The sequence below is a fragment of the Gemmobacter nectariphilus DSM 15620 genome (genome assembly GCF_000429765.1).
GTDB lineage: Bacteria > Pseudomonadota > Alphaproteobacteria > Rhodobacterales > Rhodobacteraceae > Wagnerdoeblera > Wagnerdoeblera nectariphila.
In genome coordinates, this window is the sequence record NZ_AUCM01000010.1 from 156,338 (window position 1) to 171,295 (window position 14,958).

Genomic DNA, 14,958 nt, shown 5'->3' on the forward strand with positions numbered 1-14,958 from the left:
CGACAGATTTCAAAGGATCACGGCCTTGTGTCCGCCCGATGTGCGTTGCGGCCGCTTGTCGCAAGGGCACGCTGGCCCTTTCAATAGCTGACTCGGCAGGGCATATTCAGACCTTGTTCCCCAGAGTGCGGCTGACATGACCACCACCGATCTGCCCTTCGACGCGGCGACCCAGACCGATCTGCAAGACGACCGCCCGCTTCGTCAGGCCATGCTGCGTGGCTGGCGCCGCAAATGCCCGGCCTGCGGATCGGGTCCGATGCTGCACAGCTATCTGAAAGTGCGCGAGCATTGCCCCGTCTGCGACGAGGCCCTGCACCATCACCGCGCCGATGACGGCCCGGCCTATCTGACCATCGTCGTGGTCGGCAAGCTGCTGACACCGCTGATCTTTTACATCTTCGTCAAGTTCCGCCCGGAACCCCTGGTCATGGCGGCTGCATTTTCCATCGCCGCCGTTGCGCTTTCGCTCTACCTTCTGCCACGGCTCAAGGGCATGTTGGTCGCGATTCAATGGTCGCGGCGGATGCATGGGTTCGGATCCTCCGCCGACTGACGGGCGATTGGGAGGAACCGGATGTCAGACGAAAACCAGCCGATCCGCGATGCGGCTACGGTGATTCTTGCCCGCGACGGCAAGGAAGGCCCCGAGGTGCTGATGGGCCAGCGCGGCGCAAAAGCCGCGTTCATGCCGAACAAGTTCGTCTTTCCGGGCGGCGGCGTGGATGCCGAGGACCGCACGGTCCCGCTGGCAACGCCGCTCAGCCCGGTCTGCACCCGGCGTCTGGGGGAATTTCCGCAACCCGGCGCCCTGCCCGGCCTGACGGCGGAAACCCTTGCCGCAACGGCGATCCGCGAGCTGTGGGAAGAAACCGGCCTTGCGCTGGCCCGCCCTGCCCCCTGGCCCGGCGAGCCGACCGCCGACTGGACCGAAATGGCCGCCCGTGGCCTGATGCCCGATGCATCACCCCTGCAGTATGTGTTTCGCGCGATCACGCCCCCCGGCCGCACCCGACGATTTGATGCGCGCTTCTTTCTGGCCGATGTGACCGGCGTCGCAGGCGATCCTGACGATTTCTCCTTCGCCCAGGACGAACTGGCGCATCTGCAATGGGTGCCGCTGCGCCGGGCGCGCGGGTTCGATCTGCCCTTCATCACCGAAGTGGTGATCGCCGAGGTCGCCCGTCAGATGGAACGCGGCGGCCAGATCGAGAGCGTGCCGTTCTTTGACAATTCCGGCCCGATCCCGGCGTTCCGCCGGATCGCCTGAGCCCGCGTCAGACCTGCGCGTCCAGCCAATCCGGCAAGCCGCCGATATTGGCCAGGACCGCATCGGCATGGGGTTCCAGTTCCGGCAGCAGTGCAATGCCCGTCAGCACGCCGACCCGCCGCATCCCGGCCCTGTGGCCAGCGTGCAGGTCGTGCAGGCTGTCGCCCACCATCGCAACGCGTCCCGGGCTCACCCCGGTGTGCTGACAAAAGGCCAGCAACTGGCCCGGCGCAGGCTTGGCACCATGCCCTGAATCGCATCCGGCAATGAAATCGAACAGATCGGTCACCGCTGACCGTTCCAGATGGGCCCGCGCCGGGGCCTCGGCGTCATTGGTCACCAGACCGATCTTGAGCCCCCGCGCGCGCAGATCAATCAGCAGCGGGCGCAGCGGGACGGCCTCGACCAGCGGCACTTCGGCGGCCAGCAGGTTCATCCGGGCAACCAGCGTCTCGTGCCGGTGCCCGGGCAGATGCGAGATCAGCAAGGAGGCGATTTCCACGGGCGTGCCTGCAATCACCGGGCTGTCGGCCGCGAAATCCCGTCTGGTCAGGTCAAAGCCGATTGCCCCGGCAAGGCGGTCGGCATGGTCAAGGTCGCCGTTGCTGAGTTCTGTCAACAGCCGGGCCGACCATTCGGCCCAAGTGGCGCGAAAGTCGAACAGCGTGCCGTCCTTGTCAAAGATGATGCCGTCGATCATGGTTCCCCCGCCCGTTTCTGCCGGCCGCACATTACCCTGCCGTTCCCGCGCCCCTGCTGCAAGAGGTCAGGTCCAGTGCCAGCTTTGTCCACCTGGCAGCGCGGCCCGCGCCTCGGCCGGTTCGGTCGGCGCAAGCCCTGCTGCCTCGGCAAAACCCAGAACCCAGCGGTCGTCCTGCAACAGGAACTCCAGCACGGCCCCCAGAAAGGCAGGATCGGCCGCCCGCTCGCGCAGGTCGGACAGGCTTGCCCCGGTCGCCCCCAGAAAGGCCCCGATCAGATCGTCATGCGCCGCCATATGCGCCAGCGCCTGCAATCCCACGATCTCGGCACGATCCCTGTTCATCTGCCTCTCCCCGCTCGGCGGATTTCCGCCCTCATATGCCCTTCCTCATATGGTCGTGACACCCGGGCCATGCAATCGGAAACGATTTGTTAACCATTGTGGCAGAAGGTGATCCTTGCGGAACAGACGTGCAACCCCAACCCGACCGAGAGGAGTCATGGTGCCATGACGCGCAGGATTCTGATCGTCGATGATGTGCCCACCAACCGGATCATCCTCAAGGTCAAGCTGAACGCCGCCTGCTATGAGGCGACCATGGCCGCCAGCGGCGCCGAAGCGCTGGAGCTTGCCCGGCGCGAGCTGCCGGACGTGATCTTGCTCGACTATGCCATGCCCGGCATGGACGGGATCGAGGTGTGCCGCGCCTTGCGGGCCGATCCGGCCACGGCGCGCATTCCGGTCATCATGTTCACCGCATCCGACGATGAACGCGCGCGCATCACTGCGCTGAGGGGCGGCGCCGACGATTTTCTCGTCAAGCCGATCGACGACAAGGTCCTGATGGCGCGCATCCGCAACCTGATGCGGGCCCATGACCGGGCGAGCTTTTCCGCCGAGGCGGAACAGATCGACGGTCTGGGCTTTGCCGAGGCTGCCCCCGGCTTTGACCAGCCCGCCTGCATCGCCCTGTTGTCCGCGCGGCCCGAAACCGCGCTGCGCTGGCGCAAGGCGCTGGCCCCCCATCTGCAGGACCGTCTGGTCATCATGGGGCGCGAGGCAGCGCTTGAAGGGACGGGTCCGACCCCTGATCTCTATATTCTGGCCGCCGAGCTGGACGGCGGTGCCAGCGGCTTGCAGATGATGTCCGATCTTCGCTCGCGCCCCGAAAGCTGTCATGCGGCCATCTGCCTTGTGCTGCCGGCCGATTGCCCTGCCGAGGCGGCGACGGCGCTCGATCTTGGGGCCGACGATGTGCTGCGCGCCGATTTCGACGGGGCCGAGGCTGCGGTTCGCGCCCAGGCGCTGATCGCGCGCAAGCGGCTGGGCGATCGTCAGCGCGCCCGGCTTGCGGAAAGCCTGCGCCTTGCCGTGACCGATCCGCTGACGGGCCTGCACAACCGGCGCTATGCGCTGCCGGTGCTGGGCCGCATGGTCGCGACGGCGGCGCGCACGCGGCGGACCTGCGCGGTGATGGTGCTGGATCTGGATCGCTTCAAATCGGTCAACGATCATCATGGCCATGCCGCAGGCGATGCCGCGCTGGTCGAGGTGGCGAACCGCCTGACCTCCGCCTTGCGCCCTGGCGATCTGGTGGCCCGACTGGGCGGCGAGGAATTTCTGGTCGCCCTGCCCGATGTGACCGAAAGCGCGGCCCATGACATGGCCGAGCGGCTGCGCCGGGCCATTTCGGCGCGGCCGGTCACCCTTCCGGGGGGCGGACAGCTGGGGGTGACCGTCTCGATCGGCCTGGCGCTGTCCTCGACGGTCTACGAACCTGCGGAAATGCTGATCGCCCGCGCCGACAGCGCGCTGCTGGCCGCCAAGGCCGACGGGCGCGACAAGGTTGCCATGGGGGGGCGCAGCGCCGCCTGATCCGCAGTCATTGGCGCTTTGTTAACGGGCGCCGCCTAGACTTGCCCCATCATTGCAAGGACAGGGCGATGCACGGGCTGATGAACCGCGCGATTCAGGGCTTTCTGCGCGACACCTACGGCGAGGATCTGTGGGCCCGCGTCGCGCGCACGGCGCAGCTGCACCCCGACGGGTTCGAAGCGATGCTGCATTATGACGATGCCCTGACCGAATCCGTCCTGCGCACGGCCGCCGATCTGCTGGACCGCAGCCGCGAAACCATTCTGGAAGACATCGGCACCTGGCTGGTATCGTCAGCCACGGGTCAGCCGCTGCGGCGGTTGTTGCGCTTTGGCGGCGTCACCTTCACCGATTTCCTGCATTCGCTGGAAGAACTGCCCGACCGTGGCCGCCTGGCGCTGCCCGATCTGGGCCTGCCCGCGCTGACGCTGGCCGAATCGCAACCGGGCATTTACGAACTGACCTGTCAGGGGCAACCCGGGTTCTGCCATGTGCTGATGGGCGTCCTGCGCGCCATGGCTGACGATTATGGCGCGCTGGTGCTGCTGGACCAGTCGCCCGCCCGCCCTGAAACGCTGATGATTCACCTGCTGGCCGCCGATTTTTCCGAAGGCCGCCGCTTTGATCTGGCCGGCGAGGTCTAGATGGATGGCCGATTGACCGATGCGCTGGTTTCGATGACCCCCACGGCCCTGAACCGGCTGATGCCGATGCACCTGTGCCTGAATGCGCGGGGCACGATCACGTCGGCCGGCCCCACATTGTCCAAGATCGCCCCCGCGCCGCTGGTGGGACAGCCCTTTTCGGCCATGTTCACGCTGCGCCGCCCCCCTGGCATCACCAGTGTCGAACAGCTGCGCCGTACCTCGCATCGGCTGCACATCTCGATGAACGGTGCGGCACTGCGCGGCCTTGCGGTGGCCTTGTCTGATGGCGGGGCGCTGCTGAACCTGTCCTTTGGCATCGACTTGCCCGAAGCCGTGCGCCAGCACCGACTGAGCGACGGGGACTTTGCCCCCACCGATCTGGCAGTGGAACTTCTGTATCTGATCGAGGCGAAAACCCTGGTGATGGCCGAACTGAACGAGCTGAACCGCCGCCTGCAAGGGGCCAAGTCGATCGCCGAGGAACAGGCCCAGACCGACACGCTGACCGGCCTGCGCAACCGCCGCGCCATGGATGCCCGGCTGGCCCAGCTGATTGAAAGCGGCCAGCCCTTTGGCCTGATGCATCTCGATCTCGACTGGTTCAAGCAGGTGAACGACACGCATGGCCATGCTGCCGGCGATCATGTGCTGCAACAGGTTGCCCGCGTCCTGATCGGCGAGACGCGCCTGCACGATACGGTGGCGCGCATCGGGGGGGATGAATTCGTCATCCTGCTGCCTGGCCTCGTCGACGAGACGCGCATGACCAGCATCGCCCGGCGCATCATCGACCGCCTGTCGCAGCCCATTCCATTCGATGGCAAGTCCTGCACCATCTCGGCCAGCATCGGCATGACCGTGTCGGCAGCCTACCCGCATGCCTCGGCCGAACAGATGCTGGCCGATGCCGATCAGGCGCTTTACGGATCGAAACATGCGGGGCGCGGGCGGGCGACGGTGCATTCGGCCTGACACCGCATTTTCGAAGATTTCCGTTGACAGATTGGCGATTCGAAACAAAACTGAACCGTAAAGTAAAGTTTCAGTCGCATCGCCGTTCCCTTGCCACCGCCCCTGATGGGCGCGGAACGGATGCGCTTATGCCAAGGGGATCGCCGTGCTTCAGGAAGTGGTCGAGGGCAAGTGGCTGGCGGCGTTTCGCCGCGTGCTGGCCCTGAACGGGATCAAGGACGGCACCACCGTTGCCATCATCGCGGAAACCCAGTCGCGCCCGGTGCTGATGCAGCTGGCGGGGCTGGCCTGCTATGATCTGGGGGCCGAATACCACACCATCGTGCTGCCGACCCCGCCGCAAACCGCGCCGGTGCCGGTCAAATCCACCGGAACCTGTGTCGCCATCCAGAACCGCCGCGCCGTGGTCGAGGCGCTGAAGCGGGTCGAGGTGATCGTCGATGTCACGGTCGAAGGGCTGATCCACGCCGAGGAATGGCCGGAAATCGAACTGGCCGGAACCCGCCTGCTGGTGATCTGCAACGAACACCCCGAGATCCTGGAACGCACCGAGCCGCGGGCCGAACTTGGCCCCAGGGTCGCGCTGGGGATCGAGATGTTGCGCCAGGCCTCGGAGATGCGCGTCACCAGCCGCGCGGGCACCGACCTGCGGATCGACATCCGCGATGCGCCCTGTGGCGGCACGCCGGGCTTTACGACCAAACCGGGCGGCGTTGCGCATTGGCCGGGCGGGCTGTGCCTGTGCTTCCCCGGTCCTGGCACGATCAACGGCCGCATCGTGATGGATGTGGGCGATATGAACCTGACGTTCAAATCCTATCTTTCCAGCCCGATCGACATGACGGTGCGCGACGATTTCGTCACCGAGATCCGGGGCGACGGGCTGGATGCCGAACTCTTCCGCGACTACCTCGAGGCCTGGGGCGACCGCAACGCCTATGGCCTGAGCCATGTCGGCTGGGGCATGAACCCCGGCGCCCGCTGGGTGTCGGGCGCGCTTTACGACAAGCGTGACATGCAGGCGACCGAGTTTCGCGCCTGGGCTGGCAACTTCCTGTGGTCGACCGGCGCAAACCAGTATGCCGACCGCTTCACCCTTGGCCATTTCGACCTGCCGATGCGCCGCTGCACCATCACGCTCGACGGGGAAACCGTCGTGAAGGATGGCGTGCTGCAAGGCGATCTCGCCCTCTGACCCCCGGAGCCCATGATGAGCATCTTCCCGCTGCCCACCAGCGATATCGCCGATTACTACGACCTTGGCCGCATCCGCCCCGAGGTGGTGGACACGCTGCGCCTTGTGAACCGGCTGGGGCAGGAACGCTTTGCCCCGCGGGCCGAGGCCGTCGACATCGACGCCTCGTTCCCGGTGGACAACTACCGCGATCTGGCCGAGCACGGGCTGCTGACACTGACGGTGCCACAGGAATTCGGCGGCATGGGCTTCAGCCTTGGCGAATATGCCATGGTCGGGGCCGAGATCGGCAAGCATTGCGGGGCAACCGCGCTGACCTTCAACATGCACCAATCGTCCATGATGTGGTCGCGCTTCATGTTCGACATGCCGAACCTGACGCCCGAGGAAAAGGCCGCCTTTGCCCCGCTGCGCGAGCGGCAGTTTCGCCGCGCCGTCAAGGAACAGGGCATCTATTCCCAGCCGATTTCCGAAGGCGGCACGAACTGGACCTCGAAGCCCGCGCAAACCTATTGCGTCAAGGTCGAGGGCGGCTGGAAGATCAACGGTTTCAAGAAGTTTGCCTCGCTCGCCGGCTATTGCGACTATTACTCCATCGTCTGCACCGAACACTTCGAAGGCATCGCGCCGCGCCACGAGGATACGATGATCTTCGTCGTTCCCAAGGACAGCCCCGGCCTGTCGATCAAGGGCGACTGGGATCCGCTGGGGATGCGCGGCACCAACAGCCGCGATCTGATCCTCAAGGATGTCTTCGTCACCGAAGAAGACATGCTGATGCCCAAGGGCATCTTCATCAAGACCATGCCGCACTGGCCGCATATGATGGCGACACTCTCGCCCACCTATATGGGCGTGGCGCAGGGCGCCTATGATTTCACCGTGGCCTATCTGCAAGGCCGCATCACCGGCCTGCCGCCCATCGACCGCCGGGTTTACGGCACCAAGCGGCATGCGGTGGGGCAGATGTATGTGAAACTGGCGCAGATGCGCGCGCTTTGGGCGCAGGCGTTTTCCGAGGCGCAGGGCTATCCGACCAAGGCGCAGGTGATGCGGATGTATGCCGCGCAATATTCGGTGATGGAGGGGGTGCAGGAAATCACCGCCCTGGCGATCCGCACCTGTGGCGGGCAGTCGATGCTGAAGTCCCTGCCGCTGGAACGCATGTATCGCGACAGCCGCTGCGGTGCGCTGATGCTGCCCTATACCTCTGAAATCATGGAGGATTATCTGGCCCTCCTCTCGGTCTACGACCTGTCCGAGATTGACGATGTGAAGACCGACACCGACTCGGCCCGCACCTCGCTGTGGCGGGGCGAGGGTGGCACCAGCGGCGGGCTGCGCTGATGCCGCGCGAACGTGTGCAGGTCATCGGCCATGCGTCGGCGGAGCCGGCGGCCGTCTGGGCCGTGGCAGGCGATTTCCTTGGCCGCTGGCACCCGGCTATCGAGCGGATCGAGGCCGAGCCCGGCCCGCATGAAACCCGCCGTTTCACCGTCAAGGGCGAGGATACCGTTTACCGCGAGCGGCTGATCTACCGATCCGACAGCGATCATGTCCTCAGCTATACCGCCCTGTCGGGGATCGAAGGCGCCGACCGCTATGTTGCCCGCCTGTCCGTCGCCCCGGTCGAAGGGGGCGGATCGTCGATCCTGTGGACCGCCGACATCACCGCCCGCGCCGACCGTCTGGCCGCGATCTGCGCCGGGACCGAGGCGGTGTTCCGCGCCGGCCTCGACGTGCTGGCCGCCCTGCATGGCCAGGCCAAGGCCCCGCAGGCGCCCCCTGCCGCACCGCCTGCCCCGATCAACGATCTGGTGCTGGACGGGACACCCCGGCTGGCCCTGTCGGTCGCAGGCGAGGGGCCGCTCGTGCTGTTCCTGCACGGGATCGGCGGGGGGCGGGTGAACTGGCATCGCCAGCTGTCCGCGCTTGCCCCCCATGCGCGGGCCGTCGCGCTGGATCTGCGCGGCTATGGCGGCAGCAGCTTGGGTTTTGGCCCCTCGACCATCGATGGCTATATTGAGGATATCCTGCGCGTGGCCGACCATTTCGGCGCGCAAAGGTTCGTGCTGGCGGGCCTCTCTTATGGCGCCTGGATCGCGACCTCGTTTGCGATGCGGCATTCGGATCGGCTGGCCGGGCTGGTGATCTCGGGCGGCTGCACCGGCATGTCCGAGGCCGGGCCAGAGGAACGCGAGGCCTTTCGCCTGTCGCGCGAGGTGCCGCTGAACGCTGGCCAGCGCCCTGCGGATTTTGCCCCCGCCGTGGTCAACGTGCTGGCCGGACCGGATGCCAGCCCCGAAATCCGGGCCGAGCTGCTGGAGTCCATGGCCGCGATCCCTGCAGAAACCTATCGCGATGCTTTGCGTTGCTTTACGAATCCGCTCGAGAAATTCGACTTTTCGAACATCACCTGCCCGGTGCTGGCCATGACCGGCGAATTCGACCGTCTGGCCCCGCCAGCCGAGATCCGCACGGTCGCCGGCCGCATCCTTGACAGTGCCCCGGCCCCGGATGTGCGCTTCGAGGTGATCCCCCGCGCCGGCCATCTGTGCAACATCGAGAACCCCGGCACCTATGACCGCCACCTGATCGCCTTTGTCCGCCGGGTCACCGCATGAGCGACGCCCGTGCCCGCAACCGCGCCGCCAAGGAACGCCGCATCCTGGACGCGGCCTTTCGGGTCTTCTCGCTGGCGGGTTATGCGGGCGCCTCGATGGATGCGATCGCCGAAGCATCGCGGGTCTCGAAGCCGACGCTCTATCAGTATTTCGGCTCCAAGGAGGCGCTGTTCGCCGCCATGATGGACAGCGCCCGCGATGTGATGCTGGAACCCTTTGCCGACCAGTCGGGCGGAATGGTCGCGCAGCTGCACCGCTTTGCCTGGGCCTATGCTGATGTGGTGATGCGCCCCGACCTGCTGGGCCTGGCCCGGCTGGTGATCGGCGAGGCGGCGCGCTTTCCCGAAATCGGCGCGGCCTATCAGACCGCGGGCCCAGACCGTCTGCTGGCCGGCATGATCGCCTGGCTGGAGCGCCAGCGCGCCGCCGGGCGGCTGACCTTCGACGATGCCGAACTGGCCGCGCAAGATCTCTGGGCGCTGATCCTGTCGGCGCCGCGGACCCAAGCCTTGCACCGCCCCGATGCCGTCCCGAACCGGGCCCAGATCCGGCGCTATCTTGAAAACGGGCTGCGGGTGTTCCTGCGCGCCTATTCCAACGATCCGCAAGCCGATCTGGCGGCGCTTGCCGATCTTGCCCACAAACCGCCGACCACAGGGACGACATGAACATCGAAGAGCTGATCGAGCAGAACGGCTGCCGCTTTGCCACCGTCGCCATGGCCGATACCAATGGCGCGCTGCGCGGCCAGATGGTCTCGCGCCGCACGCTGGCCGGGGTCTTGCGCCACGGGATGGGCATGGCGCCTGTCACGCTGACGCTCGACCCGACCGACCAGATCCTGACCGTTCCGGGCATCACCGACGACAGCGCCGATTTTCACGACGATCCGCTGCTGGTCGATCCTGCAACCGTGCGGCGGATCCCGTGGGCGAAGCCGGGGCATGACCTTCTGTTCCTGTCCAATTATGGCGGCGAGACCTCGGCCATCTGCCCCCGCTCGATCCTGCGCCGGGTGCTGGAGCGGGCAGCAGCGGCCGGCTTTCACCCCAAATACGGGCTGGAGCTGGAATACACCCTGTTCGACGAAACCACCGAAAGCGCCCGCGCCAAGGGCTATCGCGGTCTGAAGACCGCAACGGCGCATCCAAGCCACGATCTGGTGCTCTATCAGACCGCACAGTCCGAATGGTACGAGGCGGTCGCCGCCATGGCCGAACCCCTGCGCATCGACATCGCCAAGATGCACGAGGAAATCGGCGGCGGCTTCATGGAGGCGTGCATCGCCGCCGGCGAAGGGCTGGAGCCGGCCGACCAGCTGATCGTGCTCAAGACCTTCCTTCGCGCGCTGGCCATGCGTCAGGGCCGCAGCATCACCTATATGCCGCGCTGGTCCGAAGAGGCTGACAGCCAGTCGATCCACCTGCACATGTCGCTGAAGGATGCCGACGGAAATCCGGCGTTCCACGACCCAGACGCCGAACATGGCATGTCGCGGACGTTCCGGCATTTCATCGGCGGGCTGCAAACCTATCTGGGCCCGATGACGCTGGTGTTCCTGCCGACCGTCAATGCCTATCGCCGCTTTGCCCCCGGCACCTTCGCGCCGCCCGGCCTGACCTGGGGCTATGAAAACCGCACCACCGCCCTGCGCGTGGTGGGCCACGATGCCGGGTCCATCCGGGTCGAGAACCGTCTGCCCGGGTCGGACACCAACCCTTATCTGACCGTCGCGGCCACTCTGGCGGCCGGAATTGCTGGCATCCTTGAACAAATCGAACCTGCGGCCGAGGTGAAGGGCAATGGCTATGCCCAGACACCGGAACAGGACTTCCACCGCGCCATGCCCGAGGCGATCGCGGCCTTCCGCGCCTCGGACTTTGCCCGCGACTGGTTGGGCGAGGCCTTCGTGAACGCCTTTGCCGCCAGCCGCGAAAGCCAGTTCGACCAGTTCCGCGCCAAGGTGCCCGATGTGGAACTGATGCGCTATTTCGATCTGGGCTGACCGGGCGGCCCTTTCATCTGTCCCCAAATATCCCGGGGAGCGCGAGGGGCTGGCCCCTCGCCTGCCGAACGGAGCCGATCCATGAGCGACCTCGATCTTCGCGCCAGATTTCTTGACGGCATGAGCCGCGCCGCCGCCTCGGTCCATGTCATCACCACCGACGGCCCGGGTGGCCGCGCCGGACTGACGGCCTCGGCCGTCACCTCGGTCTCGGTCGATACCCCCAAGCCCTCGCTGCTGGTCTGCCTGAACCGCGCCAGCCGCTCAGCGGCGGCGATCCTGGAAAACGGCGTCTTTTGCGTTAACCTTCTGGGGGGCGAGCAAGTCGCGCTGGCCGAAGCCTTTGCCGGACGCGGCACGGGCGAGCGCTTTGACGGGGGCACATGGATCACCGGCCCCACCGGCTGCCCGGTGCTGGCCGATGCGCTGGTTGCCTGGGATTGCAAGATCACCAAGTCCGAACTGGTCGGCAGCCATCACGTTCTGATCGGCGAGGCCGAAGAGGTCTGGCTGAATGCACCGCGCCTGCCGCTGATCTATGCCAACCGCCAGTGGCTGCACCCGGCCGGCTGACCGGCGCCGGCCTTAGCCTGCGTGCACGCTGGGCATGTCCAGCGCCGCAAAGCCATAGTGCCGCAGCCAGCGCAGATCGGATTCAAAGAAGGCCCGCAGGTCGGGGATGCCGTATTTCAGCATCGCCATGCGGTCGATCCCCATGCCAAAGGCAAAGCCCTGCCACTGGGTCGGATCGACCCCCGCCGCCGTCAGCACCTTGGGATGGACCATGCCGGACCCCAGCACTTCCAGCCAGCCATCGCCCTCGCCCACTTTCAGCGTGCCGCCGACCCAGCTGCACTGGATGTCGACTTCCGCCGAGGGTTCGGTGAACGGGAAATGGCTAGCGCGGAACCGGGTCTTCACCTTTGTGCCGAAATAGGCCGAGAAGAATTCCTCCAGCACCCATTTCAGGTTGGCCATGGAAATGTCGCGGTCGATCGCCAGACCTTCGATCTGGTGGAACATAGGCGTATGGGTCTGGTCCATGTCCATGCGGTAGACGCGGCCCGGCGCGATCACCCGGATCGGCGCGCCCTGCGCCTGCATCGCGCGGATCTGCACCGGCGAGGTATGGGTGCGCAGCACATGGGGCGGGCGGTTGTCGCCTGCCGCGCGGTGCATGAAGAACGTATCATGTTCCTGCCGCGCCGGATGTTCGGGGGCAATGTTCAGCGCGTCGAAATTGAACCAGTCCGTCTCGATCTGCGGCCCTTCGGCGACGGCAAAGCCCATGTCGGCGAAGATCGCCGTGCATTCCTCGGTCACCTGGCTGACCGGGTGGATGGTGCCGAACCGGCGCGGCCGGGCCGGCAGCGTCACATCCAGCCATTCGGCGCGCAGCCGCTCGTCCAGTGCGGCATCGGCCAGCGAGACCTTGCGCGCGCGCAAGGCCGCGTCCAGCTCGTCCTTCAGCTCGTTCAGCGCCTTGCCGGTGGTCTGGCGTTCCTCGGGGCTCATCTTGCCCAGCTCGCGCATCAGCAGCGCCACTTCGCCCTTTTTCCCAAGGGCGGCCAGCCGCAATTCCTCCAGCGCGGCCTCGTCAGAGGCAGCAAGAATGCCGTCGATATAGCGGGCGCGCAGGGTGTCGAGCGGGATCATCAGAGCCTCTTTCGCAAAGGACGCCCCCTGCTAGCCGCCGACGGCGGTTTTGTCCAGAACCGCAGGTCAGGGGCGGATCGACATTCGCAGGGGCCGGCGCCTCTGGCCGACCGCTGGAGGGGTTTCACACCCCTCCAGACCTCCCCGTGGGGTATTTTCTGCAAGGTGAAGGAGCGCAATGCCGGGGGTGGAGAGCCACCCTTGCACAATCGCTGTCCGCCCTAGCCCCGGCGCAAGCTGGTGGTGGCATAGTTCACCGACAGATCGCGGTCCGACAGCGACCAGGACCAGCCCAGCGGGTTGAACACCATGCCCTTGCGGTCCACCGGGTCAAGGCCTGCGCGGCGCAGCAGGTCATAAAGTTCATCGGGGGTGATGAACTTGGACCATTCATGCGTGCCGCGCGGCAGCCAGCGCATCACCTGTTCCGCGCCGACAATCGCCATCATGTAGCTTTTGAGGTTACGGTTCAGCGTCGAGCATACCATCAGCCCGCCCGGCTTGAGCAGATCATGGCAGGCAGTCAGATAGCCCAGCGGATCGGCCACATGTTCGACGACCTCCATGTTCAGCACCACATCGAACTGCTCGCCCGCGGCCGCCATCGCCTCGGCGGTGGTATGGCGATAGTCGATGGTCAGACCCGAGTGTTCGGCGTGGATGCGCGCCACGGGAATGTTGCGCTCGGCCGCATCGGCGCCCACGACCTCGGCGCCCAGCCGCGCCATGGGCTCGGACAGCAGCCCCCCGCCGCAGCCGATATCCAGAAGGCGCAGCCCCTCGAACGGGCGGGCGGCTTTCAGATCGCGCCCGAATTCGGCAGCGATCTGCGTGCAGATGTAATCCAGCCGACATGGGTTCAGCATGTGCAGCGGCTTGAACTTGCCCGAAGGGTTCCACCATTCGGCGGCCATCGCCTCGAATTTGGCGACTTCGGCCGGATCGACGGTATTGGTCATGCTCATGCGTTCCTCCTTGCGGCGGCGGCTGCGACTTGGCAGGCTGATCTTGCTATACAGGGCCAGGCATGGACAGAACAGACGGACACAGGCGCGCAGCCGATTACCTTTACCCGCCGCTCGACCCCTTTGATCGGCGTGTGATCGACATGGGCGACGGGCACCGGGTCTATGTCGAGCAATGCGGCAATCCGGCCGGGCGCCCGGTCGTCGTGGTGCATGGCGGTCCGGGCGGGGGGTGCAGCCCGGCGATGCGGCGATTCTTCGACCCGGCGATCTATCGGATCGTGCTCTTCGACCAGCGCGGCTGCGGCCGCTCGCGTCCTACGGCGGCGGTGGCGGCCAACACCACCTGGGATCTGGTCCGCGACATGGAGGCGATCCGCAGCACGCTGGGGATTGACCGCTGGATGCTGTTCGGCGGCAGCTGGGGCGCGACGCTTTCGCTGGTCTATGCGATCACCCACCCCGAGCGGGTCGCGCATCTGATCCTGCGCGGCGTCTTCCTGATGACGCAAGCCGAGCTGGACTGGTTCTATGGCGGCGGCGCCGGGCAGTTCTTTCCCGAGGAATGGCGCCGCTTTGCCCATGCCATCCCCGAGCCCGAGCGCGGCGATCTGATCGGCGCCTATCACCAGCGACTGTTTTCCGGCAACATGGCCGAAGAGGTGCAGTTCGGCCGCCTGTGGTCGGGCTGGGAAAACGCGCTCGCCTCGATCAGCGCCGAAGGGGCCGGCATGGAGGCGCCGCCCGATTACGCCCGCGCCTTTGCGCGGCTGGAATGCCACTATTTCCAGAACCACGGTTTTCTGGATCAGGACGGCTGGATTCTGGCCAACCGCCACCGGATCGAACATCTGCCGGCCACCATCGTGCAGGGCCGCTATGACATGATCTGCCCGCCGGCCTCGGCCTTTGCGCTGGCCGAAGGGTGGCGGATGGCGCGGCTTTACATGGTGCCGATGGCAGGCCATGCCTTGTCCGAACCCGGCATCACGGCCGAGCTTGTCCGCGCGACCATCGCGCTGCGTTGACCCTTGGGGAGGGGGCGA

At 66.2% G+C, this 14,958-nt stretch carries 16 protein-coding genes; 12 read left to right on the plus strand and 4 right to left on the minus strand.

Annotated elements, in window-relative coordinates; genetic code table 11:
- Positions 1 to 136: 136 nt before the first annotated feature.
- Complete coding sequence (locus tag G481_RS0112135; protein ID WP_035025926.1) at positions 137 to 556, plus strand: DUF983 domain-containing protein; 420 nt, start codon at positions 137 to 139, stop codon at positions 554 to 556.
- A gap of 21 nt (positions 557 to 577) precedes the next feature.
- On the plus strand, positions 578 to 1,270 hold the full coding sequence (locus G481_RS0112140) for an NUDIX hydrolase (RefSeq protein ID WP_028030279.1): 693 nt from the start codon (positions 578 to 580) through the stop codon (positions 1,268 to 1,270).
- Positions 1,271 to 1,277: 7 nt separating this feature from the next.
- On the opposite strand, the gene G481_RS0112145 is transcribed toward G481_RS0112140, so the two are convergent.
- Both G481_RS0112145 and G481_RS0112150 read right to left on the minus strand, forming a co-directional pair.
- Positions 1,278 to 1,970, minus strand: coding sequence for an HAD family hydrolase (locus tag G481_RS0112145; protein ID WP_028030280.1), 693 nt, complete (start codon positions 1,968 to 1,970; stop codon positions 1,278 to 1,280).
- Positions 1,971 to 2,036: 66 nt separating this feature from the next.
- On the minus strand, positions 2,037 to 2,315 hold the full coding sequence (locus G481_RS0112150) for a DUF3572 domain-containing protein (RefSeq protein WP_028030281.1): 279 nt from the start codon (positions 2,313 to 2,315) through the stop codon (positions 2,037 to 2,039).
- 165 nt (positions 2,316 to 2,480) lie between these two features.
- Here G481_RS0112150 and G481_RS0112155 point away from each other — a divergent pair, with 165 nt between their 5' ends.
- The 9 genes from G481_RS0112155 (at position 2,481) to G481_RS0112190 (ending at position 11,864) form a co-directional block, all read left to right on the plus strand.
- On the plus strand, positions 2,481 to 3,848 hold the full coding sequence (locus G481_RS0112155; RefSeq protein ID WP_028030282.1) for a diguanylate cyclase domain-containing protein: 1,368 nt from the start codon (positions 2,481 to 2,483) through the stop codon (positions 3,846 to 3,848).
- 68 nt (positions 3,849 to 3,916) lie between these two features.
- On the plus strand, positions 3,917 to 4,492 hold the full coding sequence (locus tag G481_RS0112160) for a heme NO-binding domain-containing protein (protein WP_028030283.1): 576 nt from the start codon (positions 3,917 to 3,919) through the stop codon (positions 4,490 to 4,492).
- Positions 4,493 to 5,467, plus strand: a complete 975-nt coding sequence (locus G481_RS0112165; RefSeq protein WP_154664595.1) for a diguanylate cyclase domain-containing protein — start codon at positions 4,493 to 4,495, stop codon at positions 5,465 to 5,467.
- Between the two features lie 145 nt (positions 5,468 to 5,612).
- Positions 5,613 to 6,662, plus strand: a complete 1,050-nt coding sequence (locus G481_RS0112170; RefSeq protein WP_028030285.1) for a 2,5-dihydroxypyridine 5,6-dioxygenase NicX family protein — start codon at positions 5,613 to 5,615, stop codon at positions 6,660 to 6,662.
- Between the two features lie 15 nt (positions 6,663 to 6,677).
- Positions 6,678 to 8,009, plus strand: coding sequence for an acyl-CoA dehydrogenase family protein (locus G481_RS23665; protein ID WP_035025929.1), 1,332 nt, complete (start codon positions 6,678 to 6,680; stop codon positions 8,007 to 8,009).
- Positions 8,009 to 9,286 (plus strand): alpha/beta fold hydrolase, encoded by a 1,278-nt coding sequence (locus G481_RS25155; RefSeq protein ID WP_051294496.1) that lies wholly within the window; start codon positions 8,009 to 8,011, stop codon positions 9,284 to 9,286. The genes G481_RS23665 and G481_RS25155 overlap by 1 nt, the downstream gene beginning before the upstream one ends.
- On the plus strand, positions 9,283 to 9,954 hold the full coding sequence (locus tag G481_RS23675; RefSeq protein ID WP_051294497.1) for a TetR/AcrR family transcriptional regulator: 672 nt from the start codon (positions 9,283 to 9,285) through the stop codon (positions 9,952 to 9,954). Before G481_RS25155 ends, G481_RS23675 begins: the two co-directional genes overlap by 4 nt.
- The gene (locus tag G481_RS0112185) at positions 9,951 to 11,291 is read left to right on the plus strand and encodes a glutamine synthetase family protein (RefSeq protein ID WP_028030286.1); all 1,341 of its coding nucleotides are present in this window, start codon (positions 9,951 to 9,953) and stop codon (positions 11,289 to 11,291) included. The genes G481_RS23675 and G481_RS0112185 overlap by 4 nt, the downstream gene beginning before the upstream one ends.
- 81 nt (positions 11,292 to 11,372) lie before the next feature.
- Positions 11,373 to 11,864 carry a flavin reductase gene (locus tag G481_RS0112190; protein WP_028030287.1) on the plus strand — a complete coding sequence of 164 codons (492 nt, stop codon included), beginning with the start codon at positions 11,373 to 11,375 and terminating at the stop codon, positions 11,862 to 11,864.
- A gap of 12 nt (positions 11,865 to 11,876) precedes the next feature.
- Here the strand turns inward: G481_RS0112190 and pheS are convergent, their stop codons facing one another.
- A complete protein-coding gene (gene pheS, locus G481_RS0112195) occupies positions 11,877 to 12,947 on the minus strand; it encodes a phenylalanine--tRNA ligase subunit alpha (protein WP_028030288.1) in 1,071 nt (356 codons plus the stop codon).
- Positions 12,948 to 13,168: 221 nt separating this feature from the next.
- Entirely contained in the window at positions 13,169 to 13,912 is a 744-nt protein-coding gene (ubiG, locus tag G481_RS0112200) for a bifunctional 2-polyprenyl-6-hydroxyphenol methylase/3-demethylubiquinol 3-O-methyltransferase UbiG (RefSeq protein ID WP_028030289.1), read from the minus strand.
- Positions 13,913 to 13,974: 62 nt separating this feature from the next.
- On the opposite strand from ubiG, the gene pip reads away from it, so the two are divergent.
- Positions 13,975 to 14,940, plus strand: coding sequence for a prolyl aminopeptidase (gene pip, locus G481_RS0112205; RefSeq protein WP_028030290.1), 966 nt, complete (start codon positions 13,975 to 13,977; stop codon positions 14,938 to 14,940).
- The last annotated feature ends 18 nt before the right edge of the window (positions 14,941 to 14,958 follow it).

Bases quoted from the DNA above. Each gene is read 5' to 3' on its own strand.
- G481_RS23665 (WP_035025929.1), top strand. From the start codon at position 6,678: ATGAGCATCTTCCCGCTGCCCACCAGCGATATCGCCGATTACTACGAC.
- G481_RS25155 (WP_051294496.1), top strand. From the start codon at position 8,009: ATGCCGCGCGAACGTGTGCAGGTCATCGGCCATGCGTCGGCGGAGCCG.
- G481_RS0112165 (WP_154664595.1), top strand. From the start codon at position 4,493: ATGGATGGCCGATTGACCGATGCGCTGGTTTCGATGACCCCCACGGCC.
- ubiG (WP_028030289.1), bottom strand. From the start codon at position 13,912: ATGAGCATGACCAATACCGTCGATCCGGCCGAAGTCGCCAAATTCGAG.
- pheS (WP_028030288.1), bottom strand. From the start codon at position 12,947: ATGATCCCGCTCGACACCCTGCGCGCCCGCTATATCGACGGCATTCTT.
- G481_RS23675 (WP_051294497.1), top strand. From the start codon at position 9,283: ATGAGCGACGCCCGTGCCCGCAACCGCGCCGCCAAGGAACGCCGCATC.
- G481_RS0112135 (WP_035025926.1), top strand. From the start codon at position 137: ATGACCACCACCGATCTGCCCTTCGACGCGGCGACCCAGACCGATCTG.
- G481_RS0112150 (WP_028030281.1), bottom strand. From the start codon at position 2,315: ATGAACAGGGATCGTGCCGAGATCGTGGGATTGCAGGCGCTGGCGCAT.
- pip (WP_028030290.1), top strand. From the start codon at position 13,975: ATGGACAGAACAGACGGACACAGGCGCGCAGCCGATTACCTTTACCCG.
- G481_RS0112140 (WP_028030279.1), top strand. From the start codon at position 578: ATGTCAGACGAAAACCAGCCGATCCGCGATGCGGCTACGGTGATTCTT.
- G481_RS0112160 (WP_028030283.1), top strand. From the start codon at position 3,917: ATGCACGGGCTGATGAACCGCGCGATTCAGGGCTTTCTGCGCGACACC.
- G481_RS0112185 (WP_028030286.1), top strand. From the start codon at position 9,951: ATGAACATCGAAGAGCTGATCGAGCAGAACGGCTGCCGCTTTGCCACC.
- G481_RS0112190 (WP_028030287.1), top strand. From the start codon at position 11,373: ATGAGCGACCTCGATCTTCGCGCCAGATTTCTTGACGGCATGAGCCGC.
- G481_RS0112155 (WP_028030282.1), top strand. From the start codon at position 2,481: ATGACGCGCAGGATTCTGATCGTCGATGATGTGCCCACCAACCGGATC.
- G481_RS0112145 (WP_028030280.1), bottom strand. From the start codon at position 1,970: ATGATCGACGGCATCATCTTTGACAAGGACGGCACGCTGTTCGACTTT.